The 26,729-nt window shown below is 54.0% G+C and carries 28 protein-coding genes, 1 pseudogene and 1 riboswitch; of the genes and pseudogenes, 24 read left to right on the top strand and 5 right to left on the bottom strand.

The annotated features are described in order from the left end of the window. Positions 1-84 precede the first annotated feature (84 nt). The 3 genes and pseudogenes from B9L19_RS10690 (at position 85) to B9L19_RS10680 (ending at position 4,940) form a co-directional block, all read left to right on the top strand. A pseudogene (locus B9L19_RS10690) lies at positions 85-1,136 on the top strand (RNA-guided endonuclease TnpB family protein). 245 nt (positions 1,137-1,381) lie between these two features. Next, complete coding sequence (locus B9L19_RS10685; protein WP_025950321.1) at positions 1,382-3,319, top strand: ATP-dependent DNA helicase; 1,938 nt, start codon at positions 1,382-1,384, stop codon at positions 3,317-3,319. A gap of 118 nt (positions 3,320-3,437) precedes the next feature. After that, a complete protein-coding gene (locus B9L19_RS10680; RefSeq protein WP_279627598.1) occupies positions 3,438-4,940 on the top strand; it encodes a carboxypeptidase M32 in 1,503 nt (500 codons plus the stop codon). A 132-nt stretch (positions 4,941-5,072) separates the two neighbouring features. On the opposite strand, the gene B9L19_RS10675 is transcribed toward B9L19_RS10680, so the two are convergent. From B9L19_RS10675 to B9L19_RS10665, 3 genes are read right to left on the bottom strand one after another with little or no spacing between them, the layout of a single operon-like run. Continuing rightward, complete coding sequence (locus B9L19_RS10675) at positions 5,073-6,722, bottom strand: b(o/a)3-type cytochrome-c oxidase subunit 1 (RefSeq protein ID WP_047753193.1); 1,650 nt, start codon at positions 6,720-6,722, stop codon at positions 5,073-5,075. A 1-nt stretch (position 6,723) separates the two neighbouring features. Continuing rightward, positions 6,724-7,194, bottom strand: a complete 471-nt coding sequence (locus B9L19_RS10670) for a cytochrome c oxidase subunit II (protein ID WP_025950319.1) — start codon at positions 7,192-7,194, stop codon at positions 6,724-6,726. A gap of 24 nt (positions 7,195-7,218) precedes the next feature. Further along, a complete protein-coding gene (locus tag B9L19_RS10665; protein WP_047753192.1) occupies positions 7,219-7,365 on the bottom strand; it encodes a cytochrome c oxidase subunit 2A in 147 nt (48 codons plus the stop codon). A gap of 445 nt (positions 7,366-7,810) precedes the next feature. Then, positions 7,811-7,912: riboswitch (purine riboswitch) on the top strand. 117 nt (positions 7,913-8,029) lie between these two features. Here B9L19_RS10665 and B9L19_RS10660 point away from each other — a divergent pair. The 17 genes from B9L19_RS10660 to B9L19_RS10580 all read left to right on the top strand — a co-directional run bounded on the left by B9L19_RS10660 (position 8,030) and on the right by B9L19_RS10580 (position 21,152). Next, positions 8,030-8,617 (top strand): xanthine phosphoribosyltransferase, encoded by a 588-nt coding sequence (locus B9L19_RS10660; RefSeq protein ID WP_013145459.1) that lies wholly within the window; start codon positions 8,030-8,032, stop codon positions 8,615-8,617. Beyond that, positions 8,614-9,921 carry a nucleobase:cation symporter-2 family protein gene (locus tag B9L19_RS10655; protein ID WP_047753191.1) on the top strand — a complete coding sequence of 436 codons (1,308 nt, stop codon included), beginning with the start codon at positions 8,614-8,616 and terminating at the stop codon, positions 9,919-9,921. Before B9L19_RS10660 ends, B9L19_RS10655 begins: the two co-directional genes overlap by 4 nt. A 154-nt stretch (positions 9,922-10,075) precedes the next feature. Continuing rightward, positions 10,076-10,606 carry a hypothetical protein gene (locus B9L19_RS10650; RefSeq protein WP_047753190.1) on the top strand — a complete coding sequence of 177 codons (531 nt, stop codon included), beginning with the start codon at positions 10,076-10,078 and terminating at the stop codon, positions 10,604-10,606. 467 nt (positions 10,607-11,073) lie between these two features. Next, the gene (locus B9L19_RS10640; RefSeq protein ID WP_025950313.1) at positions 11,074-12,141 is read left to right on the top strand and encodes a type III polyketide synthase; all 1,068 of its coding nucleotides are present in this window, start codon (positions 11,074-11,076) and stop codon (positions 12,139-12,141) included. Beyond that, a complete protein-coding gene (locus B9L19_RS10635) occupies positions 12,138-12,761 on the top strand; it encodes an isoprenylcysteine carboxyl methyltransferase family protein (RefSeq protein ID WP_025950312.1) in 624 nt (207 codons plus the stop codon). The genes B9L19_RS10640 and B9L19_RS10635 overlap by 4 nt, the downstream gene beginning before the upstream one ends. 177 nt (positions 12,762-12,938) lie before the next feature. Continuing rightward, a complete protein-coding gene (locus tag B9L19_RS10630) occupies positions 12,939-16,688 on the top strand; it encodes a dynamin family protein (RefSeq protein ID WP_047753189.1) in 3,750 nt (1,249 codons plus the stop codon). Next, positions 16,688-16,876: a hypothetical protein gene (locus B9L19_RS10625; RefSeq protein WP_013145453.1), complete on the top strand. Its 189-nt coding sequence runs from the start codon at positions 16,688-16,690 to the stop codon at positions 16,874-16,876. The genes B9L19_RS10630 and B9L19_RS10625 overlap by 1 nt, the downstream gene beginning before the upstream one ends. After that, positions 16,873-17,148: a YpbS family protein gene (locus tag B9L19_RS10620; RefSeq protein WP_047753188.1), complete on the top strand. Its 276-nt coding sequence runs from the start codon at positions 16,873-16,875 to the stop codon at positions 17,146-17,148. Before B9L19_RS10625 ends, B9L19_RS10620 begins: the two co-directional genes overlap by 4 nt. Before the next feature lie 120 nt (positions 17,149-17,268). After that, positions 17,269-18,117: a sulfurtransferase gene (locus tag B9L19_RS10615; protein WP_047753187.1), complete on the top strand. Its 849-nt coding sequence runs from the start codon at positions 17,269-17,271 to the stop codon at positions 18,115-18,117. A 249-nt stretch (positions 18,118-18,366) separates the two neighbouring features. Continuing rightward, the gene (locus B9L19_RS19060; protein ID WP_167372779.1) at positions 18,367-18,516 is read left to right on the top strand and encodes a hypothetical protein; all 150 of its coding nucleotides are present in this window, start codon (positions 18,367-18,369) and stop codon (positions 18,514-18,516) included. Between the two features lie 98 nt (positions 18,517-18,614). Next, positions 18,615-19,160: a TlpA family protein disulfide reductase gene (locus tag B9L19_RS10610; protein WP_025950308.1), complete on the top strand. Its 546-nt coding sequence runs from the start codon at positions 18,615-18,617 to the stop codon at positions 19,158-19,160. A 121-nt stretch (positions 19,161-19,281) separates the two neighbouring features. Further along, on the top strand, positions 19,282-19,413 hold the full coding sequence (locus B9L19_RS10605; RefSeq protein ID WP_011231055.1) for an FbpB family small basic protein: 132 nt from the start codon (positions 19,282-19,284) through the stop codon (positions 19,411-19,413). Positions 19,414-19,468: 55 nt separating this feature from the next. After that, on the top strand, positions 19,469-19,612 hold the full coding sequence (locus tag B9L19_RS10600; protein WP_011231056.1) for an acid-soluble spore protein N: 144 nt from the start codon (positions 19,469-19,471) through the stop codon (positions 19,610-19,612). 30 nt (positions 19,613-19,642) lie between these two features. After that, a complete protein-coding gene (tlp, locus tag B9L19_RS10595; protein ID WP_013523665.1) occupies positions 19,643-19,870 on the top strand; it encodes a small acid-soluble spore protein Tlp in 228 nt (75 codons plus the stop codon). 117 nt (positions 19,871-19,987) lie between these two features. Then, on the top strand, positions 19,988-20,404 hold the full coding sequence (locus B9L19_RS10590; protein WP_013145448.1) for an acyl-CoA thioesterase: 417 nt from the start codon (positions 19,988-19,990) through the stop codon (positions 20,402-20,404). Positions 20,405-20,418: 14 nt separating this feature from the next. Beyond that, complete coding sequence (locus tag B9L19_RS10585) at positions 20,419-20,733, top strand: hypothetical protein (protein WP_047753186.1); 315 nt, start codon at positions 20,419-20,421, stop codon at positions 20,731-20,733. Next, on the top strand, positions 20,733-21,152 hold the full coding sequence (locus B9L19_RS10580; protein WP_047753203.1) for a PaaI family thioesterase: 420 nt from the start codon (positions 20,733-20,735) through the stop codon (positions 21,150-21,152). Before B9L19_RS10585 ends, B9L19_RS10580 begins: the two co-directional genes overlap by 1 nt. 23 nt (positions 21,153-21,175) lie before the next feature. Here B9L19_RS10580 and B9L19_RS10575 read toward each other — a convergent pair whose 3' ends face one another. Further along, the gene (locus B9L19_RS10575; RefSeq protein ID WP_013523667.1) at positions 21,176-21,466 is read right to left on the bottom strand and encodes a HesB/YadR/YfhF family protein; all 291 of its coding nucleotides are present in this window, start codon (positions 21,464-21,466) and stop codon (positions 21,176-21,178) included. A 181-nt stretch (positions 21,467-21,647) separates the two neighbouring features. Between B9L19_RS10575 and B9L19_RS19055 the strand changes: the two genes are divergently transcribed. After that, on the top strand, positions 21,648-21,794 hold the full coding sequence (locus B9L19_RS19055) for a hypothetical protein (RefSeq protein WP_167372778.1): 147 nt from the start codon (positions 21,648-21,650) through the stop codon (positions 21,792-21,794). Between the two features lie 313 nt (positions 21,795-22,107). Beyond that, a complete protein-coding gene (locus tag B9L19_RS10570; protein ID WP_013145444.1) occupies positions 22,108-23,046 on the top strand; it encodes a magnesium transporter CorA family protein in 939 nt (312 codons plus the stop codon). Positions 23,047-23,088: 42 nt separating this feature from the next. On the opposite strand, the gene B9L19_RS10565 is transcribed toward B9L19_RS10570, so the two are convergent. Then, positions 23,089-23,682 (bottom strand): DUF502 domain-containing protein, encoded by a 594-nt coding sequence (locus B9L19_RS10565; RefSeq protein WP_047753185.1) that lies wholly within the window; start codon positions 23,680-23,682, stop codon positions 23,089-23,091. Between the two features lie 179 nt (positions 23,683-23,861). On the opposite strand from B9L19_RS10565, the gene B9L19_RS10560 reads away from it, so the two are divergent. Both B9L19_RS10560 and bioB read left to right on the top strand, forming a co-directional pair. Further along, entirely contained in the window at positions 23,862-25,301 is a 1,440-nt protein-coding gene (locus B9L19_RS10560; protein ID WP_047753184.1) for an NAD(P)/FAD-dependent oxidoreductase, read from the top strand. Positions 25,302-25,458: 157 nt separating this feature from the next. After that, the gene (gene bioB, locus B9L19_RS10555; RefSeq protein WP_047753183.1) at positions 25,459-26,460 is read left to right on the top strand and encodes a biotin synthase BioB; all 1,002 of its coding nucleotides are present in this window, start codon (positions 25,459-25,461) and stop codon (positions 26,458-26,460) included. Positions 26,461-26,729: the final 269 nt, after the last annotated feature.

The raw sequence follows: 26,729 nt of genomic DNA, 5'->3' as shown, positions 1-26,729 counted from the left end.
GGATGAAAGCGAGCCGTTTTCTTCATAATTGAATGATGATGAAAAAAAAACGATATCATGTAATCGTCGCAAGGAGGTGAATCCATGCCCACGATCACACTAAAGCTGGAGCTGTACAAGCCGACGAAAGTGAAACAAGATATGTATGAACGGATGACAGAAGTGAATACCGCGTTTGCGAATTGGCTGTTGAATCATCCCAAGCTAAATCAAGCGACGAGCAAACTGTTTAAAGCGTTTTCGTCGCAGCGGTTTCCTTCCGCCGTCGTGAATCAGACGATTCGAGAAGTGAAGTCCCAAAAGAAAAATCAAAAGGCAAAGACATTTCAAAAACGATGGTGTTGCTTCAACAACCAAAACTTAAAAATAGTAAAGAAGGGGGATTTCTATACGGTTTCCTTCCCCACACTGGAGAAGCGAATCGGCGTGCCTGTCGTCACGCGCCCCTATCAAGAAGCGTGGCTGAATCGGCTGCTCGATGGAACCGCCAAACAAGGGGCCGCCAAGCTCTATAAAAAGAGAAAGAAATGGTACTTGGCTGTTGCGGTCACATTTGAAGTGGAACCGCGACACGAAACAAAGGTGATGGGGGTTGACCTTGGGCTTCGCTATATCGCCGTGGCCAGCGTAGGAACGAAATCACTGTTTTTCAAAGGGAACCAATGCGCCTTCATTCGCCGACGCTATGCGGCTTTGCGGCGAAGGCTGGGCCAAGCCAAGAAGCTTCATATGATTCGCAAAATCGGCCGTAAAGAGTCCCGCTGGATGAAGGATCAAAATCACAAAATCAGCCGTCAAATCGTGAATGTTGCCCTCGCCAACGGTGTTGGCGTGATTCGGATGGAAGCGTTGACGGGGATTCGGAAACGGGCAACATCAAAGAAGCGGGGCGAAGCCTTCATGCTTGGGCGTTCCATCAATTGCAAACGATGATCGCCTATAAAGCGGAAATGGCGGGCATTCGGGTGGAGTGGGTGAATCCAACCTACACGAGCCAAACGTGTCAATGTGGTCATCGAGAGAAAGCGAACCGAAATGGCATCCGCTTCCGATGCCAAAGGTGTGGATACACTCTCCACGCCGACTTGAATGGCGCCATCAACATCGCCAAAGCGATTTCGGGCTTTGCCGTCTAACCTAGCGCACGGGTCACAGGTGCGCCGCCCATTGGGGTACATCCTAACCCGATGGGACGGGGTGATGACACACCCCTGAATTTGGGCGTTGTCCGAACCAGAAATGGATGAGGACGCAAACGACCCAAGAATCCCACGCCTTTAGGCGTGCGGAGTGTCAATAGGGATCGGGCGCGCAACAAACTTGTTGCGCGCTTATGCATGATATGCCGGGGGAGTTTATGCCAATTGGAGGGGTGGCGACGATGGGCCATGAGCGTTATCCGTTTGTTGTAGAAAAAAATGAAAACTTTTTTGATAAGTTGAGCCAGTGGATCGGCGATGTTTTTTATGACATTTTGCCGGAAGCCGGCTTTGAGCTGCGCGACGAGCAAATTTATATGGCGTTTCAGCTCGAGCGGGCGTTTCGAGAAAAAAAGGTGATCTTCGCCGAAGCGGGAGTTGGCACAGGGAAAACGATCGTGTATTTGTTGTATGCGATTTGTTACGCCCGTTATACAGGCAAGCCGGCCATTATCGCCTGCGCCGATGAGACGCTCATTGAGCAACTTGTCAAAAAGGAAGGCGATATTGCGAAGCTATCCAACGTGCTTGGGCTGGAAATCGACGTCCGGCTGGCGAAATCGCCGGATCAATATTTATGTTTGAATAAACTGGAAGAAGTGACGACGTATGACGATGACGACATCGAGCTGTATGAGCAAATTTACGATGAACTTCCGGCCTTCGTCCATGACAACAAACCGCTGCAGTCGTTCTACCGCTACGGCGACCGAAAAGAATACGCCCATCTGACCGATGAACAGTGGAAAAAAATCGCCTGGGATCCGTTTCAAGACTGTTTCACGTGCGAAAAGCGGCATCGCTGCGGACAGACGCTTTGGCGCGACTATTACCGGAAGGCGGCGGATTTGATCGTCTGCTCGCACGATTTTTATATGGAACATGTTTGGACGTATGAAGCGCGCAAGCGGGAAGGACAGCTGCCGCTGTTGCCGGAAGCGAGCTGTGTCGTGTTTGACGAAGGACATTTATTGGAGTTCGCTGCGCAAAAGGCGTTGACATATCGAATGAAAGAGACGACGCTTGAGACGTTGCTGACACGTCTTCTTGAAAACGACATCCGTGAAGAGCTCGCCTATTTAATTGAGGAGACGCTGGAGACGAGCACGCGTTTTTTTGATGAGCTGAAAGCGTGCGCGAAAGACGTTCCGGGTTCGAACCGAAAAGAAATTTTGCCGTCGCCGCGTCTTGAACAAAGGGCGAAGCGGCTCCGCGGCCAAATAGTCGAAATCGGCAACGAGCTTGTGTTTGAAAGCGAGACGTATACGATCGATCATTACCAGCTGAACATTGTGGATGAATATTTGGACCAAATCCAGTATTCACTCGATTTGTTTTTGAAAAACGCCGACGCCATTACGTGGCTTGAGTCGTCGCGTCAAGAGGCGACGTTTGTCGTCATGCCGCGCACCGTTCAGGAAGTGTTGCGCGAAAAAGTGTTCAGCAAACGCATGCCGTTTGTCTTTTCATCGGCAACACTATCAAACGGAAAATCATTCCAATATATAGCGCAAAGCTTAGGCATTGATGACTATTTATCGTTCAGCGTGCCGTCGCCGTTTGATTACGACGAACAGATGACGATTTTTATGCCGACGTTCCGCGCGGATGAGACGCTGTTTGCCAAAAAATACGCATATGCGCTTGAAAAATTGCGCGAAACCGGGGGCCGGGCGCTCATCTTGTTCCCGACGCGCGAGGAGCTGCTCGAGTTCAAAGAAGCGGCCGCCGGCGAACCGTTTTCGTTTTTATTTGAAGGCGACCGCGAAATCAGCGATTTGGTCGCCGAGTTTCAGCGTAACGAGGAAACGGTGCTTTGTTCCGAACATTTATGGGAAGGACTTGACATCCCGGGGCCGTCGCTTTCGAACGTCATGATTTGGTCGTTGCCGTATCCGCCGAATGATCCGGTGTTTCAGGCGAAGCGAAAAGCGTATCGCAACCCGTTTTGGGACGTCGATGTGCCGTATATGCTTCTTCGCCTTCGCCAAGGAGTCGGACGGCTCATCCGCACGCGCGACGACTGCGGCATCGTTTCCATTTTCGTCACCGACAGGGAAGATGAACGGGTCATTGCGGCGATCAAAGACGTGTTGCCGACAGCGGTGAGGGAAGAATGATATTCTTCCCTTTTTCATTTTCCACAAAAATAGCATTTTCTTGCTGGCAAGCAGGAAAATGGCACCTTGTTATGGAAATGATGATACGGCCATGAAATACATAGGGGGACTGAGTATAGTGAAACCAATCGAAGCGCAGTTTTTGCAATACGTGAAAAAAATGACGGGCTACCGCGAAGCGATTGGCCTCATGTATTGGGATTTGCGGACTGGCGCCCCGAAAAAAGGGGTCGAGCAGCGATCAGAAGTGATCGGCATGCTGTCAGAAGAAGTGTTTCGCATGTCGACATCCGAGGAGATGGCGGCCTTTATCGCCAAGCTGTCGCCCAAAGCCGTCTATGAAGAGCTCGATGATGTGACAAAGAAAACGCTTGATGAATGCAAAAAAGAATACGAGCGCAATAAAAAAATTCCAGCGGATGAATACAAAGAGTTTGTCGTGCTTTGTTCCAAAGCGGAAAGCGTTTGGGAAGAAGCGAAAGCGGCTGCTGATTTCGCCCGGTTTCGCCCGTATTTGGAGCAAATCATCGAGTTTCAGCGACGCTTTATCCGTTATTGGGGGTATGAAGGACACCCGTACAATACGCTGCTCGATCAATACGAGCCGGGCATGACCGTCGATTTGCTTGACGAACTGTTCAGCCGCCTGCGCGAACGCATCGTCCCGCTTGTGCACGCCATTTCCGCCGCGTCCGACAAGCCGGATGTGTCCTTTTTGTTCGCGCCGTTTCCAAAAGAAAAGCAGCGCGCTTTTCTGCTTGAGTTGCTTAAGGAGCTCGGCTATGATTTTGGCAAGGGGAGGCTTGATGAGACGGTCCATCCATTTGCGATCGGGCTCAACCCGAACGATGTGCGCATTACGACGCGCTACGACGAGCGCGACTTCCGCACCGCGGTGTTTGGCACGATCCATGAATGCGGCCATGCGCTGTATGAACAACACATTTCCGAGTCGCTTGTCGGCACTCCGCTTGCAAGCGGGGCGTCGATGGGCATTCATGAATCGCAGTCGCTCTTTTTTGAAAATATGATCGGACGCCACTATGCGTTTTGGAAGCGGCATTATCCGCGCCTGCAGCAATACGCGCCCACGCAGTTCGCCGACGTTTCGCTTGATGCGTTTTACCGGGCGATCAATGAAGCGAAGCCGTCGCTCATTCGTATTGAAGCGGACGAACTGACGTATCCGCTCCATATTATCATCCGCTATGAAATCGAAAAGCAGCTGTTTGCTGGGGAGCTGGAAGCGATCGACTTGCCGGATGTATGGAATGAGAAATATGAACAATACCTTGGCATCCGCCCGCACAACGATGCGGTCGGCGTGTTGCAGGACGTCCATTGGTCCGGCGGCAGCTTCGGCTATTTCCCATCGTATGCGCTTGGCTATATGTATGCGGCGCAATTCAAGCAAGCGATGGAAAAAGAGTTGGATGTAGCTGGGCTGCTGGAAGAGGGGGACATCGCACCGATCCGTGAATGGCTGACCGTTCATATCCACCAGTTTGGAAAAATGAAAAAGCCGCTCGAACTTGTGCGCGATGCGACGGGCGAAACGCTGAAAGCCGATTATCTTATTCAATATTTAGAAGAAAAATATAAGGCGCTTTATCGATTATAGAACAGGCGCGTCAGTGCAAACATCGTTCTTACGCTGTTCGTTTCGTTTTTCTGTCGACAAAGTCCTATTATGTCTCGGTTTTATGCACATAAAGAGGAAGGTGTCCCGATCGCTTGGGGACACCTTCTTGTTTCACCATAATTTGTATCCTTTCGACCCTGGCGGAGCGTTTTGAATGATGTCGATGATCGGCACCGTATAGGCGATCAAAATGAGCGCAACGACGAGGCCGATCCAAAGCTTCCAGTTTTCAAGCGCCAGTGCAGCCCGTTCATACGGAGCAGCTGCCTCGGCGACCGGAAACTCCGTTTCGCCTTTCGGGGCGAAAAAGGCCAAGTTGATCACGATGACGAGAATCAAAATAATGCCGATGAACAAGATGGTGCCGCCGACCGCTTGCGCGATTTGGTACGGAATCCATTCAAGCGCTTGCGGCGAATTGCCGTACGTGGAGAACGCCGAGCGCCGCGGTGCGCCGAGCAGACCGGCAACATGCATCGAGCCGGACATGAACGTCATCCCAACCGCCCAAACGATCGTTTGAATGATGGCGAGCCGGTTCATCGCTTTCGTCATCACCCGGCCGGTCAAATGCGGAATGAGCCAGTATGACGCACCAAAAAAGGTTAGGACGACAGTCGTTGCCACCGTTAAATGGAAGTGGCCGGTCACCCAAATCGTATTATGGACGACTTGGTTGAGTTGGTGCGAGGCGTTAATAATCCCGCCGGTGCCGGCCGGAATGAAAAACAGCATTCCGACAAACGGAGCGAAAAAGCGGGCGTCGCTCCACGGGAGTTTCCGCAGCCAGCCGAACCAGCCGGTCGCCCCTTGCGAGCGGCCGTACGATTCAAACGTCGCAAACATGGCGAACGCGGTCATGAGCGACGGAATGATGACCATGAACGTCAAGACGACTTGCACGTATTTCCAAAACGGCGAAATCCCCGGCTCAAGCAATTGGTGATGGAAGCCGACCGGAATCGAAAACAGCAAAAACAAGATAAACGCCAGCCGCGCGAGCGAATCGGAGAACATTTTGCCGCCGATCACTTTCGGAATGACGGCGTACCAAACCATATACGCCGGCAATAGCCAGAAGTAAACGAGCGGATGGCCGAAATACCAAAACAGCGTCCGGCTCAAGAGCACGTTCACCCGATCGGTGAGCCCGAGCGACCACGGAATGAGCTGGAAGACGACAGTGGCGGCGACGCCAAGCGAACAGACGAGCCATAGCACCATATTCGTCACTGACATGAACGCCAGCAGCGGGCTCGCTTGACCGCGGTGCGTTTTCCGCCAGCGGGCGTAATGAGCGAACATCGCAAAGCCGCTCACCCAGCTGCCGACGACGACAAGCGCCAAGCCGATGTAAAAGCCGGCGTGCGCCTGAAGCGGCGCGTAAAACGTATATAAGACAGACGCCTTACCGGTTAAGATGAAAAACGCACTCATGGCTGTTCCGATTGTCATCAGCCAAAAACCGATCCAACCGGTCCGGCGCGAACCGTCTGAGAGCGCCCCGGTTGTACGGCTGACCGCGGCGAATTGAAAGCCGATAATGAAAAACGTCGTCAGCACAAGTCCAAGCAAGACGCCGTGCGTCGTCAAAATCGTGTAATAGCTGATTCCAGATGGAAGCTCAAACTTGCCGGAACGGACGAGTGTTTGCAGCAAACCGGCGAACCCCCCGAGCGCGAGGGCGGTAAAGGCGACGAACAAATGGGCAAGCGCCAGTTTCGCATCGCGGTGATCGACTTTTTCCAACGGTTGTGCCATGTTACTCCACCACCTTTATGCGCGCCGTCATCATATGGTGGCCGGCGCCGCAATATTCATTGCAAAGAATCGTATACTCGCCCGGCTTGTCAAACGTGGTTGTTAAGCTGTTCACATAACCGGGTTCGACCATCATGTTCACGTTCGTTCCCGGGATTTCAAATCCGTGGATGACGTCTTTCGAAGTGACGTTGATCGTCACTTTCGCTCCTTTTGGAATTTCGATCGCATTCGGTGTAAAAGAAAACGCGGCGACGACGATGTTCAACTCGTATTCCTTGTCTCCTTTTTTGACGAGCCCCGGATGATCAAACGGCGGGGTGGTGTCCACTTTTTCCGGATCGATCGTCGTCAGGCAGCTTGGCGGCTGCTGTCCGGCGGCGAAAGCGCTCACGCCGACGACCGTCAAAAAGACGATCAAACAGCCGATGCCAAACGCAAGCCAAATTTTTTCATACTTATGGATGTGCATACCACCGATTCCCTCCTTTGCCGCTTACAGGCGGTGCAAAAATAAAAAGTAGACGCTGACCCAAGAAAAAATGATGAAAAAGCCGAGCAGAAACACAGAGGCCAGCGTGCCTTTGAGCGCCGGCTCTTTTTCCTGTTTCGTTTGCCGGGCCGCTGTGATCAGTTTTGCCATGCCGTATCCCTCCTCTTTGTTGGATTCATCCCCCATAACAGCAATTCGGCAGGTGCGCCAAACGGCCAATTTCCCTGCTTTGACACTATCATAACTGTACAAAACTGGGGCAACAGTGACTTTTCTCACAAAAACGATGCTGGAAGTGTGAACAAATGGTGACGTTTGTGAAAAAATGATGAAGACGTCATTTTCTCTCGCGGCAGCAGAGCCCGCCAATGTTCTTTTTGCTGGCATGTAAAGCGCCGGCGATTGAACAGGCAATGCGATGCAGCAAAGAGATTAAGCCCATTATAAAGACGCTGTTTGCCACCCGTTAAAGCAACGGCTTCTGTCAAGGCGAATATCGAAAAAAACGAATGATTGAAAGTTTTTTTTGTTTAATGTTCGTGTTTTTTTAAAAACCCGCTTTTCAAACACGCCCCCTCATGGTATACTGCTAATAACTGAATCGCGCTGACTCACTCATATAATCGCAAGAATATGGCTTGCGAGTCTCTACCAGCCGACCGTAAATCGGCTGACTATGAGTGGCAATGTCAAGGGAAGGCGGCAATGGATGTTTTGCGCCTTTCTTTTGCCTTGGCTTAAAAGACATTGCCTGACTCATGGAATGAGTGAGGCCGGTGTTTTTTAAGCTTTTTTTATTGGGGGGGAACCAAATATGCGTGAGTTGCTTGAGAAAATCGCCGCTGAAGGGGAGGTCGCGGCGGACGGGGTGCTGAAAGTCGACCGGTTTTTAAACCATCAAGTGGATCCTCAGCTGATGAAGCGGATTGGCGAGGCGTTTGCTGTCCGGTTTCGTGACGAGCGGCCGACGAAAGTGTTGACGCTCGAGTCGTCCGGCATCAGCCCGGCGCTTATGGCCGCCTATGAACTCGGCATTCCGCTTGTCGTTGCCCGCAAGCGGCGGCCGTTGACGATGACCGGCGACGTGTACCGCACGGAAGTATACTCCTTTACAAAGCAAGAGGCGAATGAAATCATCGTTTCTCGCTCGCTGCTTGGCCGCGGCGACCGGGTGCTGATCATTGATGATTTTTTAGCCAACGGCCAAGCGGCGCTCGGAATGGTGGAGATCATCGAGCAAGCGGGGGCTGATATGGTCGGCATCGGCATTGTCATTGAAAAAGCGTTTCAAGACGGCGGCCGGCTGCTTCGTTCGCGCGGCTTCCGCGTTGTGTCGCTCGCCCGCATTGCATCGCTTGATGGTGGCGCCATTCAATTTGCTGACGAGGTGATGAGTCGATGAAGATGAAATGGTGGCAAATCGGATCGCTCGGCATCCAACATGTATTGGCCATGTACGCCGGGGCGATTGTCGTTCCGCTCATCGTCGGCGGGGCGCTGCATTTAACGAGCGAGCAGCTGACGTATTTAGTGGCCATTGACTTATTGACGTGCGGCATTGCGACGTTTTTGCAAGCGTGGAAAAACAAGTGGTTTGGCATCGGCTTGCCGGTTATGCTTGGCTGCACATTTACGGCGGTCGGGCCGATGATCGCTATTGGCGGACAGTACGGGATGCCGGCGGTGTATGGGGCGATCCTCTGCGCCGGAGCGGTTGTGGTGCTCATCAGTCCGTATTTCGGCAAGTTGCGGACGTTGTTTCCGCCAGTTGTCACCGGTTCGGTTGTGACCGTCATTGGCTTGACGCTCATCCCGGCAGCGGTGAACAATATGGCCGGCGGACAAGGGGCGAAGGACTTTGGTGATCCGGCTAACTTGGCGTTGTCGTTTGGCGTGCTTGCCATCATTATCGTGTTGTACCGTTGCTTCAAAGGGTTCATTCGCTCCATTGCCATTTTGCTCGGCATGGCAGCTGGCACGGCGGCAGCGGCCATGATGGGGAAAGTGGACTGGACAGCGGTCGCTGAGGCATCGTGGGTTCATTGGCCGCAGCCGTTTTACTTCGGCGCTCCGTCGTTTCATGGACCCGCTGTTTTCACAATGGTGCTCGTCGCGATCGTCAGCCTTGTTGAATCGACCGGCGTCTACTTCGCTTTATCCGACATTTGCCGCCGCCGTCTGACGGATGATGATTTGGCGGGCGGCTACCGCGCCGAGGGATTGGCCATCATCATCGGCGGGCTGTTGAACGCGTTTCCGTACACGACGTACTCGCAGAACGTCGGCCTTGTCCAATTATCGGGCGTGAAAACGCGCAGCGTCATTTACGCTGCTGCTGCGTTTCTTGTCTTGCTTGGGTTCGTGCCGAAAATCGCCGCGGTGGCGACGATCATACCAGCTCCAGTTTTAGGCGGGGCGATGCTCGCGATGTTCGGCATGGTCATTGCCTACGGTGTGAAAATGTTAGGCCAAGTTGACCTAACTGTGCAAGAGAACTTGCTGATCATCGCCTGCTCGGTCGGCGTGGGGCTTGGGGTGACGGCGGTGCCGAACTTGTTTGCCGAGCTGCCGACCGGCTTGCGCATTTTAACCGACAGCGGCATCGTCGCCGGCAGCATGACCGCCATCATCTTAAACGCCGTCTTCCATTTCGGTAAGGCAAGAAAAGCGGCTACACTGCCGCTGCAGGAACAAAAAATCTCATAATTCTGGTCATGAGCTTGGTAGTCATCTTCATTTTCCGTGTGTCGCTCGGGAAATGGAGATGACTTTTTCTTGTTTGCGCCTCGATTGACGGGAAGAATGCTAGAAGATGGTGAAAGGCTGATGGTATAATGGAGAGGAAAAAGGAGGTGAAACAATGGACGAATGGGTGGAGCGCCTTTTCGATGAATTGCGGCAAATGCGGACTCAGATGGCGACCAAAGAGGATGTTGCGCGGTTAAACGGGCGCATCGGGCGGCTTGAACAAACGGTGAGCGCGACGAAAGAGGATGTTGCGCGGTTAAACGGACGCGTCGGGCAACTCGAAGAGACCGTGGCGGCGACGAGAGAAGACGTTGTCCGGATGAATGATCGCATCGGGCGGCTTGAGCAGACCGTGGCAGCGACGAGAGAAGACGTCGCCGCGCTGGATGGGCGCATCGAGACCATTGAGCGGACGATGGCGACGAAAGAGGACGTTGCCGAATTGCCGTTTATTCGGCAAGCTGTCGTGGAAACGTTAGAAACGCTCCATGAAATTTCGGCGATGAAACAAACCCTCATAGAAATGCAACAAAAAGCCAATGAAGTCATTGCCGGACAAGCGCGGCAAGAGCTCGTACTTCAATCCCTCGCTTTGCACTTGCTCGAGCATGAAAGTGAAATCCGCGCGCTAAAAGCGAGATAAATAACGAACCTCTCCTATTGTACATCCTCGCTGATGATCATGTTCCTTCCAAAACAGGCCGGTTTTGTCCGCGCCTGTTTTTTGATTGCAGCAACTTTTTTGGCTGCGAAAACTATATAGATGCAACGAAGAAGTTTACCATATCCTTGACGGAAAAGCGGTTGGCCTCTTTTCGACTGTCGGAGGAAAGCCACAGGCTTCTCCGTCACGCCAAGGCGTGACGGAGGACCGAACAACCGCCTGCTTCACAGACCCATATATGGGTCTTTAAGCGGCGTTGTTCGGTCGCCCGACAGTCGTTCAAATACTCGGTAAAAGCTGCAAATGGTAAAGCTTCAAATTGCATCTATATAGAGATCCATCGGCTGTTCCTGAAAAAACGGGTGTACAAACATATTTTCCATTGCATATCGTTTGGCTTGTTGCGCATCCTAATAGAATAAAGAGGAACAGACCGAGGTGTTTGTATGCCGGTTCTTTTATCCGTCGGCACAGCAAGGATGCCGTATACAGCCTCCCAAAACGAGGTGAAGCAGCATGTCGCCAGGCTGTTCGCCGGTCGAATGGCGCGTGCGGAGCGGCTGTTGCAGGCGTTTGACAACAGCGGCATTCATACGCGCACGTTTGTCCAACCGCTTGCCTGGTACAGCGCGCCGCGCGGTTTCGGTGAAAAAAATGGGGTGTACATCGACCGTGCCGTCCGCTACAGCCGAGAGGCGGTCAATGACTGTTTGCGCAAGGCTTCGTCCGGCCCTGTTTTGCATGAGGAGATCGATGCGCTGTTTTACATCTCAACGACAGGGCTGTCGACGCCGAGCATCGAGGCGCGGCTGATGAACGTATTGCCGTTCTCCCCTCATGCCGTAAGAGTGCCGATTTGGGGGCTCGGTTGTGCGGGAGGGGCGGCTGGGCTCGCCCGGGCAGCCGACTATTGCCGGGCGTTTCCGAATGCCAAGGCGCTTGTGATCGCCGTTGAGTTTTGCAGTTTGACGTTTCAACTCAATGATTGGTCCAAAAGCAATGTGATCGGTACGTCGCTTTTTTCCGACGGTGTGGCGTGCTTGCTTGTGGCTGGCGATGGAGCGGCGCCGACAGCTGACGCGCCGCGTGTCATCGCCGCCCGCTCGGTGCTCATGCCCGGCTCGGAAGACGTGATGGGCTGGGATGTTCGTGACGAAGGTTTGTTTGTCATCTTTTCAAAAGACATTCCGGCGATCGTTCGCTCTTGGCTGCGCCCGCAAGTCGAGTCGTTTTTGCAGGAACATGGGTTAGGACTTGGGGATCTTCATTATTTCATCGCCCATCCGGGCGGAAGGAAAGTCATTGAAGCGTACGAGGAGGCGTTCGGATTCGGTCCGGAACAGACAAAAGCCGCTAGAGACGTGCTCGCCCGCTACGGCAACATGTCGTCGGCCACCGTGTATTTTGTGCTCGAAAAGATGATGCGGCAGCCGCTTTCGCCCGGGCACGGCCTGCTTATCGCTCTCGGCCCGGGCTTTAGCGCCGAGATGGTGCTCCTCAAATGGGAGGGATGATGATGCGATTTGCCTTTGTGTTTTTCGCGGTGATCGCGATGCGTTTGTTTGAGCTTCAGCTTGCAAAACGAAACGAACAGTATGTGAAAGCGCTCGGGGCGAGGGAGTTCGGCGCTCGCCATTACCCGTTGATCGTATTGATGCATGTCGGTTTCTTTTTGTCATTGGCTGTTGAGACGCTTCGAAAAGGCGCGCGTCCGTCGCGCCGCTGGCCGCTTTTGTTTCCACTTTTTCTTGCCGTGCAAGGGCTGCGCGTATGGACCATTTTGTCGCTCGGTCGCTTTTGGAATACGAAAATTTTGATCGTGCCAAACGGCCAAGTAGTGAAAAAAGGGCCGTACCGATGGCTTCGCCACCCGAACTATGTGGTTGTCGCCTTAGAGATCGCGCTGTTGCCGCTTTTGTTTCAAGCGCCGATCACCGCGCTTGTCTTTTCGCTTTTGAACGCATTTTTGCTGTCGATTCGCATCGCGGTTGAGGAAAGAGCGCTGGCGGCGCTCACCGACTACCGGGAGGCGTTTCGGGAGCGGCCGCGTTTTTTGCCCCGGTTAAGGGGGGAGGCTGCCATCCGCAAGATGCGGCAAGCTGAAAGCAGCGGACAAATGAAAAACAGCCCTTGAGCCGTCTATGATGGCATCTGTTCGCCGTTCGCCTGCGGGCGGCGGCAGGGCGTTGCCTCTTTCTCTATGTCATCCTGTCGGGTTACGGCGGGATTTTTCATTTTTTTATTGGGAAACGGGGCGAAATGCAGTAAAATGAATGTAAATGACATTGACGGAAACAAAGGGGTTTTGGCCATGGGGCATATTGCGATTGAGCGGCCGTCATTGCGGCTGTGGCTTTCGAAAATGATCGACATGCACGAACAACTTCAGTCCGCGGATGACCAGGAGCATGCGGACAAAGTGAAGCAGTTGATCGAAAAGGCAGCGTCCGGCGAGCTTGTTGTCGCGTTTTGCGGCCATTTTTCCGCTGGAAAGTCAAGTTTGATCAACGCGCTGCTCGGCGAGCCGCTTTTGCCGTCGAGCCCGATTCCGACGAGCGCCAACCTCGTTAAAGTGAAAGCCGGCCCAGACTATGTGCGCGTCTTTTTCCATCACGATGAGCCGGTCGAGTATGAACCGCCGTACGACCCGGACTTGATTCGCGCCCAATGCCGGGACGGGGAGACGATCGAATGGATTGAAATCAGCCGAACGACGGACGCCATCCCGCCGGGGGTCGCGATCCTCGATACGCCGGGCATCGATTCGACCGATGACGCCCACCGGCTGGCGACGGAGTCAGCGCTTCATTTGGCGGATGTCGTCTTTTACGTCATGGATTATAACCATGTGCAGGCGGAATTAAATTTCCAATTTACAAAACAATTAACAGATGAAGGAAAGACCGTTTATTTGATCATCAACCAAATCGATAAACATCGCGACGACGAGCTGCCGTTCGCTGAATTTCGCACCTCGGCCGCCGAGGCGTTCCGGCGTTGGGGGGTTGAGGCGGCCCGTTTGTTTTTCTTGTCGCTGAAAGACCCGTCACATCCGCACAACGAATGGCATGAGCTTGTTGCTTGTTTGCGCCGGTTGTTTGCCGACAAGGAGGAATGGCTCGTCCGCGGCGCCGAATCGGCGTTAAAACGGATCGCCGACGGCCATCTTGAGCATCTCCGCGCACGGCACGAGCCGCTTGAGCAAAAGATTGAGGCGCGCCTCGAGGCGCTTGGCGGCGCCGATGACGAGGCGGCTGCCATCGCGGAGCTCGATCGCCTTGAGGCGGAGCTTGCCGATTGGCAAACAGCGCCGTCGCGGGCGGAGGAGGCGTTCCGTTCGGAGCTTGAGCGCGTGCTGCAAAACGCGTACGTGATGCCGTTTGAGACGAGGGAGCGGGCTGAGGCGTACTTGCAGGCGATGCAACCGAATTTCAAAGTGGGCTTGTTGTTCGCGAAGACAAAAACGGAGCAAGAGCGCAAGCGGCGGCTTGAGGCGTTTTATGAAAGCGTCAAAGCGCAAGCGGCGGCGCAAATTGAATGGCACGTCCGCCAGCTCCTTGTTCAGTTTGGAAAAGAATGGCATGCTGATGACGCTTGGCTCAGCGAGTGCCAGCAATGGACGGCGGAGTGGGATGAGACGATGCTTGCCGGCCTCGTCAAACAAGGGGCGGAATCAAGCGGCGCCGCGCTATTAAATTATACGGATGAGGTGGCGGCGGCGCTGAAAAAATGCTACCGCGACTCGGCGCTCGCCTTGTTTGCCGAACTGAAGGAACAAATCGCCAAACGGGCGGCCGCCCAAACAGAAACATTGAACGGACAGCTTTCGGCGGCGCGCGAAAAAGTGGAGCTCGCCGCCCGCCTCGCCCGCCTCAGAGCCGAGCGGGACGAGCGCCGGCGTGCGTTCGAGCAGCTGATCGCTGCTCCATGCGAGTCTGCATCACTTGATGAAAACCGTCTCGCCGCGTTGACGGCGCCGCCGGTCTTCCGGAAAGCGCGTCATGCCGAGGCGGCAAAACCGCAAGCAGCATCCAAGCCAGCGGAAACAAGCCGTCTTTCCGTCAAAGAGCAAGCGCTCGGTCAGGAAGCGGCCGGCCTCGGAGTGAGCGAAAGAGCGGACGAAGCTCGGGCGCTTTCAAGCGGCGGAAAACAGCGGAGCGAAGAGGCGGCCGAGCGGCTTGAGGCGGCGGCGGCTTGGCTTGAACGGTCCGAAATGCTTGGCCGCTTCGCTGGACCGTTGCGCGACAAGGCGCGTCGGCTTCGCGAGCGATCGTTTACCGTCGCTTTGTTTGGCGCCTTCAGCGCCGGCAAATCGTCGCTGGCAAACGCCTTGCTCGGCGCCCCGCTTCTGCCATCGTCGCCCAACCCGACAACCGCCGCCATCAGCAAAATCGCCCCGCCTGATCACAAGCATCCGCACGGCACGGCGGTCGTGAAAGTGAAAAGCGAACCACAAATTTGGGCGGATGTGCAATCGTCGCTTCGGCAGTGCGGCCATGAGGCAAATACGTGGGATGAGGCGCTCCGCCTTTGCGCCCGCCTTGCCGAATCCGGGGCCGAACATCCGGCGCAAAAGCCGCATGTGGCTTTTTTGGCAGCTGCCGCGGCCGGCTATGAGCGGATGAACGACCGATTCGGGGCAGTGGTTTCCATCGGTTGGGAAGAACTCGAGACGTATGTCGCTGACGAAGCGGTGTCATGCTTCTTAGATGAGGTCGTGTTGTACGCCGACTGTCCGCTCACCCGCCAAGGGGTGACGCTTGTGGATACCCCGGGAGTGGATTCACTTAACGCCCGCCATACGGGAGTGGCGTTTCATTACATGAAGCATGCTGATGCGTTGTTGTTTGTGACGTATTATAACCATGCGTTCTCGAAAGCAGACCGCGAGTTTTTGCTTCAGCTTGGGCGCGTGAAAGACACGTTTGCGCTTGATAAAATGTTTTTCGTCATCAATGCGGCTGATTTGGCCCAGTCGAAAGAGGAGCTTGAGGCCGTCATTTCCTATATGAACGGCGAGCTGGGGCGCTTTGGCATCCGCTTTCCGCGCCTTTATGCGCTCTCAAGCCGCTTGGCGCTGGCGGAAAAAACGGGGGCCGAGCCCGGTCCGCGCGGCGTCTTGGCGGACTCCGGCTTGTCTGCCTTTGAAACCGACTTCTTCCGCTTCTTAACGGAAGAACTGGCGGAAGTCGCCGTCGAGAGTGCATATGCCGAGCTTGAGCGGGCGCGGCGGACGGCAGAGGAATTCGCGCGCGCCGCCGGGCAAAGCGAAACGGAAAAAGCGGAGAAACGGCAGGCGCTTGAGGCGGTGAAAACGAAGATGCACGCCGTGCTTGCTGGCATTGATGATGCCTACGGCCGGCAGGCGCTTCGCCAGGAAGTCGACGAATTGCTCTATTACGTCAAGCAGCGCGTCTTTTTCCGCCTCAACGATGTGTTTAAGGAGGCGTTCAACCCGGCGGTGCTCCGCGACGACCAAGGTCCGGCGCGTCGGGCGCTTGAGCGTTGCCTCGACGAGTTGCTCGCATCGGTTGGCTTTGATTTGGCTCAAGAGTTGCGGGCGACGAGCTTGCGTGTTGAGTCGTTTTTGCACAAGCAGCTGGCCGAGCAGTTCTCGCGCCTATTCCATGAGCTTCGTCGTTTCGATGATGCGCTCGCGCTCACGCCGCCTGAGCCGTTTGCCTTTTCGGCGCCGGAGTTTGCCAACGCCCTTGGGGATGTAGACCGGGTGCGGTTTACCAAGGCGCTTTCGCTGTATAAAAACGCCAAATCGTTTTTTGAGCGCGACGAAAAGCGGCGGATGAAAGAGGAAATTGAGGCGGCGCTTGTCGAGCCGATCGACGCCTATTTGGCTGAGCAAAAAGAGCGGCTTGTGGCGACGTACGCAGAACAATACAAGGCTGCCGTCGCCGCACTTTCGGCCGCTCTCGCGGAACAAGTCGACAGCTATATGGAGGGCTTGCTTGCCGTGCTCTCCGCAACGGCGGATCATGAGGCGCTCGCCCGCATCGAAGCGGCGCTTCGCGGCCTTCTTTCGGGCCGCGGCGGGGAGGCGCGTTGATGAACCGGTTTCACGCTTGCGCTACATGCATCCACTACCGTATAGAAAAGCGAGCTGACGGGCTGTACACGTATTGCCGCCGGCTCGGCTATGCGACGAAACCGAACTATCGGTTCAACTGTTGGACGCCGAAACCGAACGTCCGGCGTTTGATGGAAAAAGAAGCAGGAAAGGACGAGGACCATTGAGCGAAGTGCATCACGCGATCACGGCCCATGTGCAAAAACAGCATACCATCTTGAAGCAATTTGCGATGCTCGACGCCGAGCGCGAGCGGCTCATCGACGAAGCGGTCGAGCGGTGCCGCCGCGGCGAGTCGTTTACGGTTGATGGGATCAATGAAGTGACGAAGCGGATGAACGAACTGGCCAAAAGCGGCCTCGTGCCGGCGCGCCGGTGCGTGACGCCGGAGATGGTGTGCGAGTACGTGAGCCGGCTTGAAGGGAAAGAGCGGTCGTGACGATGGCGAGCGCTGGCTGAGCGTGTCGGCGCCGCCGGCGTCCTGTTGATGATTGGCTGCTTTCCGTTCCGATCAAGAAACAACGTTTGGCGTCAGCAAAAACAAAAAGGGGGAGGACATATGGCGTCGCTTGTTTCCCATGAATGGCTCCTTCGCTATTTGCACGACGAAAACACGCGCATTCTTGATTGTCGGTTTTGGCTTGGCGATCCTGCGAAAGGAGCGGCCGTTTACCAGGAAGATCATATTCCCGGTGCCGTATATATGGACTTGGAACGCGACTTGTCGGGCCCAGTCGGAGAGCACGGCGGCCGCCACCCGCTTCCGTCGGCCGAGCAAGCGGCGGACGTGTTTGGCCGGGTCGGCATCGATGAAACGGTGACCGTTGTCGCTTACGACGACCAAGACGGGGCGATGGCGGCGCGTTGCTGGTGGCTGCTTCGCTATTTCGGCCATGCCCACGCATACGTATTGGACGGCAATTATCGTGAATGGAAGAAGAAAGGGCATCCGGTGACGAACGTCGTCCCTGCTGTGGCGTCCCGCCCGTTTCGGCCGCGTCCGGATCGGTCATGGCTGGCGACGGTTGAAGATGTGCGCGCCGTCGTCCGCGATCGCTCGGCTGTGCTCATTGATTCGCGTGAATGGAAGCGATATGCCGGCCTGGAAGAACCGATCGACCGCCGAGCCGGCCGCATCCCAGGAGCGGTGCACCGGTTTTGGAAAGACGGAATGACGGAAGGCGGCTACTGGAAAAGCGCTGTCGAGCAGGCGGCTCGGTTTGCCGATTTTGACCGTGGGCAGCCGTTGATCGTTTACTGTGGTTCCGGCGTCACCGCCTGCCCGAACGTGTTGGCGCTCCACGAAGCTGGTTATCACAACGTTCGGCTGTACGTCGGCAGTTTCAGCGACTGGATTTCCTATCCGGACCACCCGATTGAAACGGGTGACCCGTCATCCGATGCTTAGTTTTCTCCGATTCGGGCTGAAACATCATTCGACGCCTCGGTGTTGTCGGATGGAACCATTGTTTCCTTTTCGTTTTCTTTTTTCGGTCCGCATGAGGTCGAAGCGTTGTTGATTTTCAACGATTTTCACCTAGTGTTTGTTTTGCTTTTCTTCCATTGTTTCGGCCGCCGGTTGAAGCCGCTGTATGCATAGTTGTTTGGCCGCCCGCGGATACTATAGGTGAACCGACGGAAGCAGAGGAGGAGACGCATGGGCCGTACAAAATTGGGCAATGCCAATGCCCAACGAAACAACAACGCGAAGAAGAAAAACGGTTTTAACGAATGGAGGAGCGAATTCGCTTCGTACGCAGAAGTCGAAGCGGAGAAAATGAAAAACGATCATCAAAACATCCGATGATGAGGGCGTGCCCCTCGTTTTTTATTTCAAGCGCGATGGTTGGCAAATAGCAAACGTATGTGCTATAATCGTGGACAGAGCGGCGGGGAGGGGACAATATGCGGAAGTGGCTCGTTGTTCTTTTGTTCTTGGCTGTCGCCGGCTACGGTCTTTGGAATGCGACGGCGGCAGAACAATGGAGTGAGACTGAGCGAGAGAAACCGAGCAGTGCGGGGGAAGCCGGAGCCGAAATCGGGCGTGTGGCCCCCAATTTGGAGTTGCCGGCTTTGGGTGGTGACACCATCCAGCTTTCGGATTTTCGCGGCAAAGCGGTCGTCCTCAACTTTTGGACGTCGTGGTGCCCGCCGTGCAAAAAGGAAATGCCGGAGCTTGAGAAGTTTTACAAGCAACATGGCCATGAAGTCGCGGTGTTGACTGTCCATTTGACCACCCAAGATACGCTCGATAACGCGGAGCGATTTGCGAAAAGCAGGAAATTGGCGCTGCCGATCTCCTTGGATGTGCGCGGCGAAGCGCTTCGTCAATATCGAATCCAAACGATTCCAACGACGTATATTATTGATCCAAACGGCGTCATTCGGCGAAAAATTGTCGGCCCGGTGACGGCGAAGCGGCTCGAGCAGGAAACAGCGCTTTTTCGTTGAGCAGATGGCTGCAGCGAAAGGCGCTTTCTTCGTGGTTCATTATTTTTCAAAAAGTTGTCATAATTTTTATCTTTTTTGGGCATGAATAAGATTACAATAAAAGTGAGGGGAGGTTGAAGCGATGAGACGATCCCGCAAAATGACTCTCCAAGAACTGATCAGCGAGAACAAACGGCAATTGTTGAACGATCGGGAAGCGCTCGAAAAAATCGAGAAAAAACTGGAAGAGCGGATGCTCAAAAAAGCAGAATGACCCATGCATAGCGGTTCTTCGGGCGGACAGACTAGATGGCGAGGAGGCGAAGACAATGAGCAATCCGAAAGGAAGCCGCAAACATTTCGTGCCGAACCATATCGGCACACAGCCTCGCGCCGCAGGAGGAAACAAGGGCAAACAAATGCAAGACCAATCCGGCCAGCACGCCCAAGTCATCCAAACGAAAGGTGAATAGCCGGAAACTCTTGTAAAGGAGGAAGCCTGTATGCCGCGTCCGAAACCGGATGACCGCAGCGATAATGTGGAGAAGCTGCAAGAAATGGTGCAAAATACCATTGAGAATATCGAAAAAGCCGAAGAAACGATGCAGTTTGCGTCGCCGGAGGAGCAGGAGAAGATCCGTGCGAAAAACCGCCGCCGCGAAGAAGCGATCGCTGCGATGCGCGCGGAAATCCGAGACGAAGCCGCTGCACGGGAACACGGCTACCAGTAAACGAAGCAGCCCTCATGCGGGGGGCGGCTTCGTTTTTTTGTCTACCGCTTGAGCGAGCCGACGGGCGAATGGTAACATAGAAGAGGAGGCCCGGTAAAAAATGGAGGGAGAACGAACGTGAAAGTGGCAGAAAAACAAATTGAAGTGCGTTATGCGGAAACAGACCAAATGGGCGTCGTCTACCACGCGAACTATTTAGTTTGGATGGAAGTCGGGCGTACGGAATTGATCAAACAGCTTGGCTTTCATTATGCCGACATGGAGAAAGAAGGCATCATTTCGCCTGTTGTCGATTTGCAAGTGTCGTACAAAAAGCCGCTTCGTTATGGGGAAACGGCGACTGTCCGCACATGGATTGACGCCTATGACGGCATCCGTGTGACATACGGCTACGAGATTCTCGCCCCGGACGGCGAGGTGGCGGTGACCGGAAAGTCGCAGCACGTTTGCGTCAAGCGCGATACGTTTCGGCCGATCGTGATCCGCAAATATTTTCCTGACTGGCATGAAGCATATGAGCGGGCGAAGCGGTAAAGGGGAGCGGTGCGATGGCGTTTGGCATCCGCCGACATGAGCTCGCAGCATGGAAAGAGAAAGTGAAGCGCGGTGAAATCGCCTTTTTGACCCACTATTGGTATGACGAACGGTTTCCGCATTGCACGACAGTGACGAAAGTCGGCTGCGCCGATGTCGAAAAACTTGCCGCTTGGGGGCGGAAGTACGGGCTGAGGGAAGAGTGGATCGACCGGCGCGGTGAGTTTCCGCATTTCGATTTGCTCGGTGAGACGCAAACGCGCATTTTGCAGCAGGAAGGACGGCTGTTTGAACTGGAACGATTCACGAAACGGGGGAAGAAGGAATGATGATCGATTTGGCCGTTGTGAAGGAAATGTCGAAACATACGTTGATCGATACGCTCGGCATCGAAATGGTTGAGATTGGCGAAGGCCGCGTCGTCGCGACGATGCCGGTCGACTGGCGCACGCACCAGCCGGCTGGGCTGCTGCATGGCGGCGCCTCAGTCGCCTTAGCGGAGACGGTCGCCAGCATCGGCGCGTACGCGCTTGTGGACCCCAACACGGAAAACGTCGTTGGATTGGAAATCAATGCCAATCACGTTCGCGCCGTTCGCCGCGGGACGGTGACGGCGACAGGGACGGTGTTGCACCGCGGCCGGACGACGATGGTGTGGGATGTGCGCATTACGGACGAACAAGGGGAGCTCGTCTGCATCTCCCGCTGCACGATCGCCATTATTCGAAAAAGCGAGCGCCAAGGCTAGCTTTTTCAATCGCCGCGGGGCATTCAATGGACGAGAAAAACCGGCTCATCGCTTTTTTCGTCCAAATCCACAGTCAAATCACGTCCATCGAAATACCATTGGTCGCTCTCTTCAATAAAAAAGGTGATGCCATCAACTGTCGTCTGCGCCGCCGGCTTGTCGACCAGTTCGTCTTTGGCCATGCCAAGCGAAAACCCTTTTTGCACGGTGCTGCACCCGCCGTAGCGGGCAAAAAAGCGGATCGCATCGCCCGGCTTCAGCCCGAGCTCCCGCTTGTACCAATCAAACGCTTTTTTTGTAATCATGATATTCATGGCTTCCCCTCCTCACTTGTTTATTATAAGTGAATGGACGGCGCCGGTAAAACGATTGTGTGAACATTGGCTGACAATTTTAGGATAAAACGCTTTCCATAAAGTGGCGGCTCCTTGCCTTCATTCGTTCGAGTAAAATGGCGGCTGGCGACAAACAGTAAAAGCGAAGGAGGTGAGGGGGATGAATAAAAAGCTGCCATTTGCACCAAGTTACGAATCCGACGGGGTGATGGGGAAAAACAGCGAAAAACATCCGCGCCGCTCGGAACGACAACAAACCGGCAAACAAGCGCCTGATTTTTTCAACACGACGCCATCGAGCGAATAAAAAAGCCGAATCGAGCGGGCGATGGTTGAACATCGCGCTGTTTTGTGAATAAAGTAGCCAGTAGGCTGCTTTTTTTATGGCACCTACTATACAAACGGGCCGGTCCGCGCTATTATTACTTGAGGGACATCTTTTTCGAAAGGAGTGGCGTTTTCGTATATGAGTAGTTCAAGCCCGAACGAACCGGAACCGGAATATAGCGGGGAACGCGGCCTGTTCCTTTTCTTGCCGGCTGCTCATCATACGAAAACGGGCTCCGGTCGGAAAGGAAGAGGCGCCGCCTTCCTCGCGTGAAAAGGAGGAAGGATGCCAGATGATGAAAATGTATTTGTCCGATGCCAGCGGCAAAATGCGCGAAATCGATCATATTGAAAATGGCTGCTGGATCAATCTCGTTGCCCCGACGGAAGACGAAATTCGCTACATCGCCCACCATTTGGACATTCCGATCGATTCGATCAAAGACGCGTTGGATGACGAGGAGCGGTCGCGCGTCGAAAAGGAAGACAACCATGTGCTCATTATCGTCGACATTCCGATTGTCGCCCATGATGAAGTGGACGGCCCGATTTACGAGACGATTCCGATCGGCATGATCATTACGAACACGTGTTTTATTACGGTTTGTTTGCAGGAGAATCCGATTTTCGAAGAATTCTCCAAAAACAAAATCAAAAACTTTTACACGTTTATGAAGACGCGGTTTGCGTTGCAAATGCTGTACATGATTTCCACGTATTATTTGCGCTACTTGAAGCAAATCAATCGGCGGACGAGCGAAATCGAAAAAGAATTGCACCAGTCGATGAAAAACAAGGAGCTGTTTTCGCTTCTCAGCATGGAAAAAAGCTTGGTGTATTTCATGACGTCGCTCAAAGCAAACAACATCGTCATGGAGCGGCTTATGCGCCTCAACTATTTGCGCATGTACGAAGATGACCAAGATTTGCTGCAGGACGTCATTATTGAAAACAAGCAGGCGATTGAAATGGCCGAAGTATACAGCAGCATTTTAAGCGGCATGATGGACGCGTTTGCTTCGGTCATCTCAAACAACTTAAACATTGTGATGAAGTTTTTGACGGCCATTACGATCGTCATTTCGCTGCCGACGATGGTGGCGAGTTTCTATGGCATGAACGTACCGATTCCGTACCAACACTCTCCGTACGCCTTTTTGATCGCGATGGCGCTCGCCGGTTCACTGTCAGCGGCGACGGCGTATATCTTTTGGAAAAAGCGATACTTTTGACGGCCAGGCGCGTTTTGGATGGCCATGCGAACGGCTGCCCTGTCATTGGGGCAGCCGCTTTTGCTTTCGGACGGCCACACCGCCGGAGAGGATGAATTTCATCGCCTCTTCCGGCGAGATGTCGACGACTTCCACTTGATCTTTTGGGACGAGCAGGGTGAACCCGGCGACTTGAAACGTCTGCGGGATATAGACGGCGACGTAGTCGGCGAGAGGATCGTGCCAAGCGCCGACATCCTCCATCGTCATGAAGCCGAGGCATTTCCAGCCGCTTTCTGGCATTGTAACGAGCACAACTTGCGAAAACGATCGTTTTTCTCCGACGAAGGAAGCGATTGTATCTTTGGCGACGGAATAAACCGTTTTCATCAAGGGAATGCTTTCAAGCAACCGGTCGATCAATCGAATGAGGCGGCCGCTTACGTATTGCGTTGACAGCCAACCGCAGACGGCAATGAGCGCGACAGTCGCCAGTAGGCCTAGGCCGGGAATGTAGCGGCCATCCAAATACGGACGGACGTATTGGCCAAGCAGTCCATCCAAAACGGTGAACACTTTGTAGCACATATAGACGGCGAGTAAAATTGGCACGATCGTCAGCATGCCGTTTAGAAAATGTTTCACGAAAAAACGCATCCCTTTCCCTCCCCGCTATTCATTCTCTACCACCATACCAATTTTTTTGGCTTTATACAACTCTCTATTATATCGAACGTTTTTCGTTATATTCGGTAAGAAAGTTCGTGTTTTTCCTTGACGAACTGCCAAATGTTCCGTATACTTTCGAATGGAACATGGGAAATGGGGGATGGATCATGAACAATCATTACGATGTGATCGTGGTCGGCGCCGGGCCGGCCGGCATTTTCACTTGCTACGAACTAACGCTCAAACTCCCTGGAGCGAACGTGCTCTTAATCGATAAAGGGCACGATATCTATAAACGCAATTGTCCGATTTTGCAAAAAAAAATTGAAAAGTGTCCGCCGCCGGCCGGCAAAAAAGACTATGCCGGCTGCGTGCCGGCCTGTTCGATCACGAATGGATTCGGCGGAGCGGGGGCGTATTCGGACGGCAAATTCAATATCACGAGCGAATTCGGCGGCTGGATGACCGACTATTTGCCGGCTTCGACCGTACTTGAGCTCATCCGCTATGTCGATGAGATCAACTTGAAGCACGGAGCGACGACATCCATCACCGACCCGATGACCGATAAAGTGAAAGAGATCGAGCGGCGCGCCTATGCGGCCGGGCTGAAGCTATTGCGCGCGTACGTCCGCCATTTGGGTACAGAGCAAAATTTGGAAATTTTGAAAAGCATTTTTGAATATTTGCGCGAGCGGATTGCGATGCGCTTTACAACGGAAGTGGATGATATCGTGACCGAGCGGACGGAGAGCGGCCATCGAGTGAAAGGCGTTGTGCTGAAAAACGGCGAAACGTTGACAGCGGAAAAAGTCGTCATCGCTCCGGGGCGCGATGGCTCGGTTTGGCTGAGCAAAATCTTGCGCAAGCGCCGTTTGCGGATGATCAACAATCAGGTTGACATCGGAGTGCGCGTGGAAACATCGAACATCGTCATGCAAGAAATTAACGAACATCTGTATGAAGGGAAATTCATTTTCAACACGTCGGTTGGGACGAAAGTGCGCACGTTTTGCAGCAACCCGTCCGGACATGTCGTCGTCGAAAACCATTCCGGCATCATGCTCGCCAACGGCCATGCGTACAAAGATCCAAAGCTCGGCAGCAACAACACGAACTTTGCCCTTCTTGTTTCACATAAGTTTTCCGATCCGTTTGACAAGCCGAACGAGTATGCCCATGAAATTTCCCGGCTGGCGAACGCGTTGTCCAACGGCGGCATCATCGTGCAAAAATACGGCGACATTTTAAAAGGACGGCGGTCGACGGAAAAGCGGATTAAAGAAGGATTTATTGAACCAACGCTAAAAGAGGCGGTGCCGGGCGATTTAGGCCTCGTTTTGCCGTACAACACGATGAAAAGCTTGATCGAAATGACGGAAGCGCTCAACCATGTTACTCCGGGGCTTGCCTCTGAGCATACGCTCTTTTATGGGGTGGAAGCGAAGTTTTATTCGGCGCGTCCGAAACTGAACGACCGCTTTGAAACCGAAATCGCCGGGTTGTATGTCGGCGGCGACGGCGCCGGCATTACGCGCGGCCTTGCGCAGGCGAGCGCCTGCGGCGTCTGGATCGCCCGCGATATCGTCGAGAAATTGACGCATTAGGTGAGGAACCGAGGGCAGGCCCCTTCAAACGGGGGCCTGTTTTTTTGCTGTCTGCCTGAGGACGGATTAAAAAGTAAACTGAAATGAAAATATAGTTGACAAATATGCGGCTGGTCCGTTACGATAAATGTAATGATATGGAAAGGGGAGAGGAGAGATGGCAAACTGGCTGGTGTTGGCCGAGCAAGTGTTGGGAGGCCACGAGCTGACCGATGAGGAAGCATTGGCGATATTGGATTGTGCGGACGAGGAGTTGCTCCTTTTGCTGCAAGGGGCGTACCGGATTCGCTCCGCCTATTATGGAAACAAAGTGAAGCTGAACATGATCATCAACGCCAAATCCGGCCTCTGTCCGGAAAACTGCGGCTACTGTTCGCAGTCCGCCGTATCGACGGCGCCGGTGAAAACGTATAAAATGGTCGACAAAGAGACGTTGTTGCGCGGCGCGGAAGAAGCACACCGTTTGCGCATTGGGACGTACTGCATCGTCGCCAGCGGCCGCGGGCCGAGCGATAAAGAGATCGACACCGTTGTGTCCGCGGTCAAGGAAATTAAAGAGCGGTTCGGGCTGAAAGTGTGCGCCTGCCTTGGGATCTTAAAGCCGGAGCAGGCGGCGCGGCTGAAAGAGGCGGGGGTGGATCGCTACAATCATAACATCAACACGTCGAAGCAGCACCATCCGAACATTACGACGTCCCATACATACGACGATCGGGTGCGGACGGTGGAAACGGTGAAAGAAGCCGGTCTTTCGCCTTGTTCCGGCGTCATCATCGGCATGAAAGAAACGAAGCAGGATGTCGTCGATATGGCACGCAGTTTGCGGGCGCTTGACGCCGACTCCATTCCCATCAACTTTTTGCATGCGATCGACGGCACGCCGCTGGCTGGCACGAACGAATTAAACCCACGTTACTGTTTGAAGGTGCTGGCCCTTTTTCGCTATATGAATCCAACCAAAGAAATCCGCATCGCCGGCGGGCGGGAAGTGAATTTGCGCTCACTTCAGCCGCTTGGCCTGTATGCCGCCAACTCGATTTTTGTCGGCGACTATTTGACGACCGCCGGGCAAGAAAAGTCAGCCGATTATCAAATGCTTGAGGATCTTGGGTTTGAAATCGAATTTGCCCCGGCTCCGCAAGCCGGAGTCGTATCATGAACGATGCCGCCGGAAGATGGCGGCTTTTTGTATGTGCGCTCACCGAGGACAAGACCTAGCGAAGCGGGAGGCATGGGAGGCGCCATGCGGTTTCAGATGGGACGCCACGATGGCGCATCGCAAGCCTTGGCGAGAAGCGAAGCGCATGATCAGACGGTGGACTTGGCCTGCCTATGCTCTGACGAGAAAAGCGGATTGAACCCCTATTGCGCCGTTTGACGCGCTTTTTTGGCATGAAAAGCCAACCCGACGCGTACGATGGGAATACA

Source organism: Geobacillus thermocatenulatus (assembly GCF_002217655.1).
GTDB lineage: Bacteria > Bacillota > Bacilli > Bacillales > Anoxybacillaceae > Geobacillus > Geobacillus thermocatenulatus.
This window is presented reverse-complemented; position numbering and strand designations above follow the sequence as displayed.

Coding starts and splice junctions, on each gene's coding strand:
- B9L19_RS10605 (WP_011231055.1), top strand. CDS start 19,282: ATGAGACGATCCCGCAAAATGACTCTCCAAGAACTGATCAGCGAGAAC.
- tlp (WP_013523665.1), top strand. CDS start 19,643: ATGCCGCGTCCGAAACCGGATGACCGCAGCGATAATGTGGAGAAGCTG.
- B9L19_RS10640 (WP_025950313.1), top strand. CDS start 11,074: ATGCCGGTTCTTTTATCCGTCGGCACAGCAAGGATGCCGTATACAGCC.
- B9L19_RS10630 (WP_047753189.1), top strand. CDS start 12,939: ATGGGGCATATTGCGATTGAGCGGCCGTCATTGCGGCTGTGGCTTTCG.
- B9L19_RS10675 (WP_047753193.1), bottom strand. CDS start 6,722: ATGGCACAACCGTTGGAAAAAGTCGATCACCGCGATGCGAAACTGGCG.
- B9L19_RS10660 (WP_013145459.1), top strand. CDS start 8,030: ATGCGTGAGTTGCTTGAGAAAATCGCCGCTGAAGGGGAGGTCGCGGCG.
- B9L19_RS10670 (WP_025950319.1), bottom strand. CDS start 7,194: ATGCACATCCATAAGTATGAAAAAATTTGGCTTGCGTTTGGCATCGGC.
- B9L19_RS19060 (WP_167372779.1), top strand. CDS start 18,367: ATGGGCCGTACAAAATTGGGCAATGCCAATGCCCAACGAAACAACAAC.
- B9L19_RS10625 (WP_013145453.1), top strand. CDS start 16,688: ATGAACCGGTTTCACGCTTGCGCTACATGCATCCACTACCGTATAGAA.
- B9L19_RS10560 (WP_047753184.1), top strand. CDS start 23,862: ATGAACAATCATTACGATGTGATCGTGGTCGGCGCCGGGCCGGCCGGC.
- B9L19_RS10610 (WP_025950308.1), top strand. CDS start 18,615: ATGCGGAAGTGGCTCGTTGTTCTTTTGTTCTTGGCTGTCGCCGGCTAC.
- B9L19_RS10615 (WP_047753187.1), top strand. CDS start 17,269: ATGGCGTCGCTTGTTTCCCATGAATGGCTCCTTCGCTATTTGCACGAC.
- B9L19_RS10585 (WP_047753186.1), top strand. CDS start 20,419: ATGGCGTTTGGCATCCGCCGACATGAGCTCGCAGCATGGAAAGAGAAA.
- B9L19_RS10650 (WP_047753190.1), top strand. CDS start 10,076: ATGGACGAATGGGTGGAGCGCCTTTTCGATGAATTGCGGCAAATGCGG.
- B9L19_RS19055 (WP_167372778.1), top strand. CDS start 21,648: ATGAATAAAAAGCTGCCATTTGCACCAAGTTACGAATCCGACGGGGTG.
- B9L19_RS10635 (WP_025950312.1), top strand. CDS start 12,138: ATGATGATGCGATTTGCCTTTGTGTTTTTCGCGGTGATCGCGATGCGT.
- B9L19_RS10580 (WP_047753203.1), top strand. CDS start 20,733: ATGATCGATTTGGCCGTTGTGAAGGAAATGTCGAAACATACGTTGATC.
- B9L19_RS10575 (WP_013523667.1), bottom strand. CDS start 21,466: ATGAATATCATGATTACAAAAAAAGCGTTTGATTGGTACAAGCGGGAG.
- bioB (WP_047753183.1), top strand. CDS start 25,459: ATGGCAAACTGGCTGGTGTTGGCCGAGCAAGTGTTGGGAGGCCACGAG.
- B9L19_RS10570 (WP_013145444.1), top strand. CDS start 22,108: ATGATGAAAATGTATTTGTCCGATGCCAGCGGCAAAATGCGCGAAATC.
- B9L19_RS10565 (WP_047753185.1), bottom strand. CDS start 23,682: ATGCGTTTTTTCGTGAAACATTTTCTAAACGGCATGCTGACGATCGTG.
- B9L19_RS10665 (WP_047753192.1), bottom strand. CDS start 7,365: ATGGCAAAACTGATCACAGCGGCCCGGCAAACGAAACAGGAAAAAGAG.
- B9L19_RS10655 (WP_047753191.1), top strand. CDS start 8,614: ATGAAGATGAAATGGTGGCAAATCGGATCGCTCGGCATCCAACATGTA.
- B9L19_RS10600 (WP_011231056.1), top strand. CDS start 19,469: ATGAGCAATCCGAAAGGAAGCCGCAAACATTTCGTGCCGAACCATATC.
- B9L19_RS10685 (WP_025950321.1), top strand. CDS start 1,382: ATGGGCCATGAGCGTTATCCGTTTGTTGTAGAAAAAAATGAAAACTTT.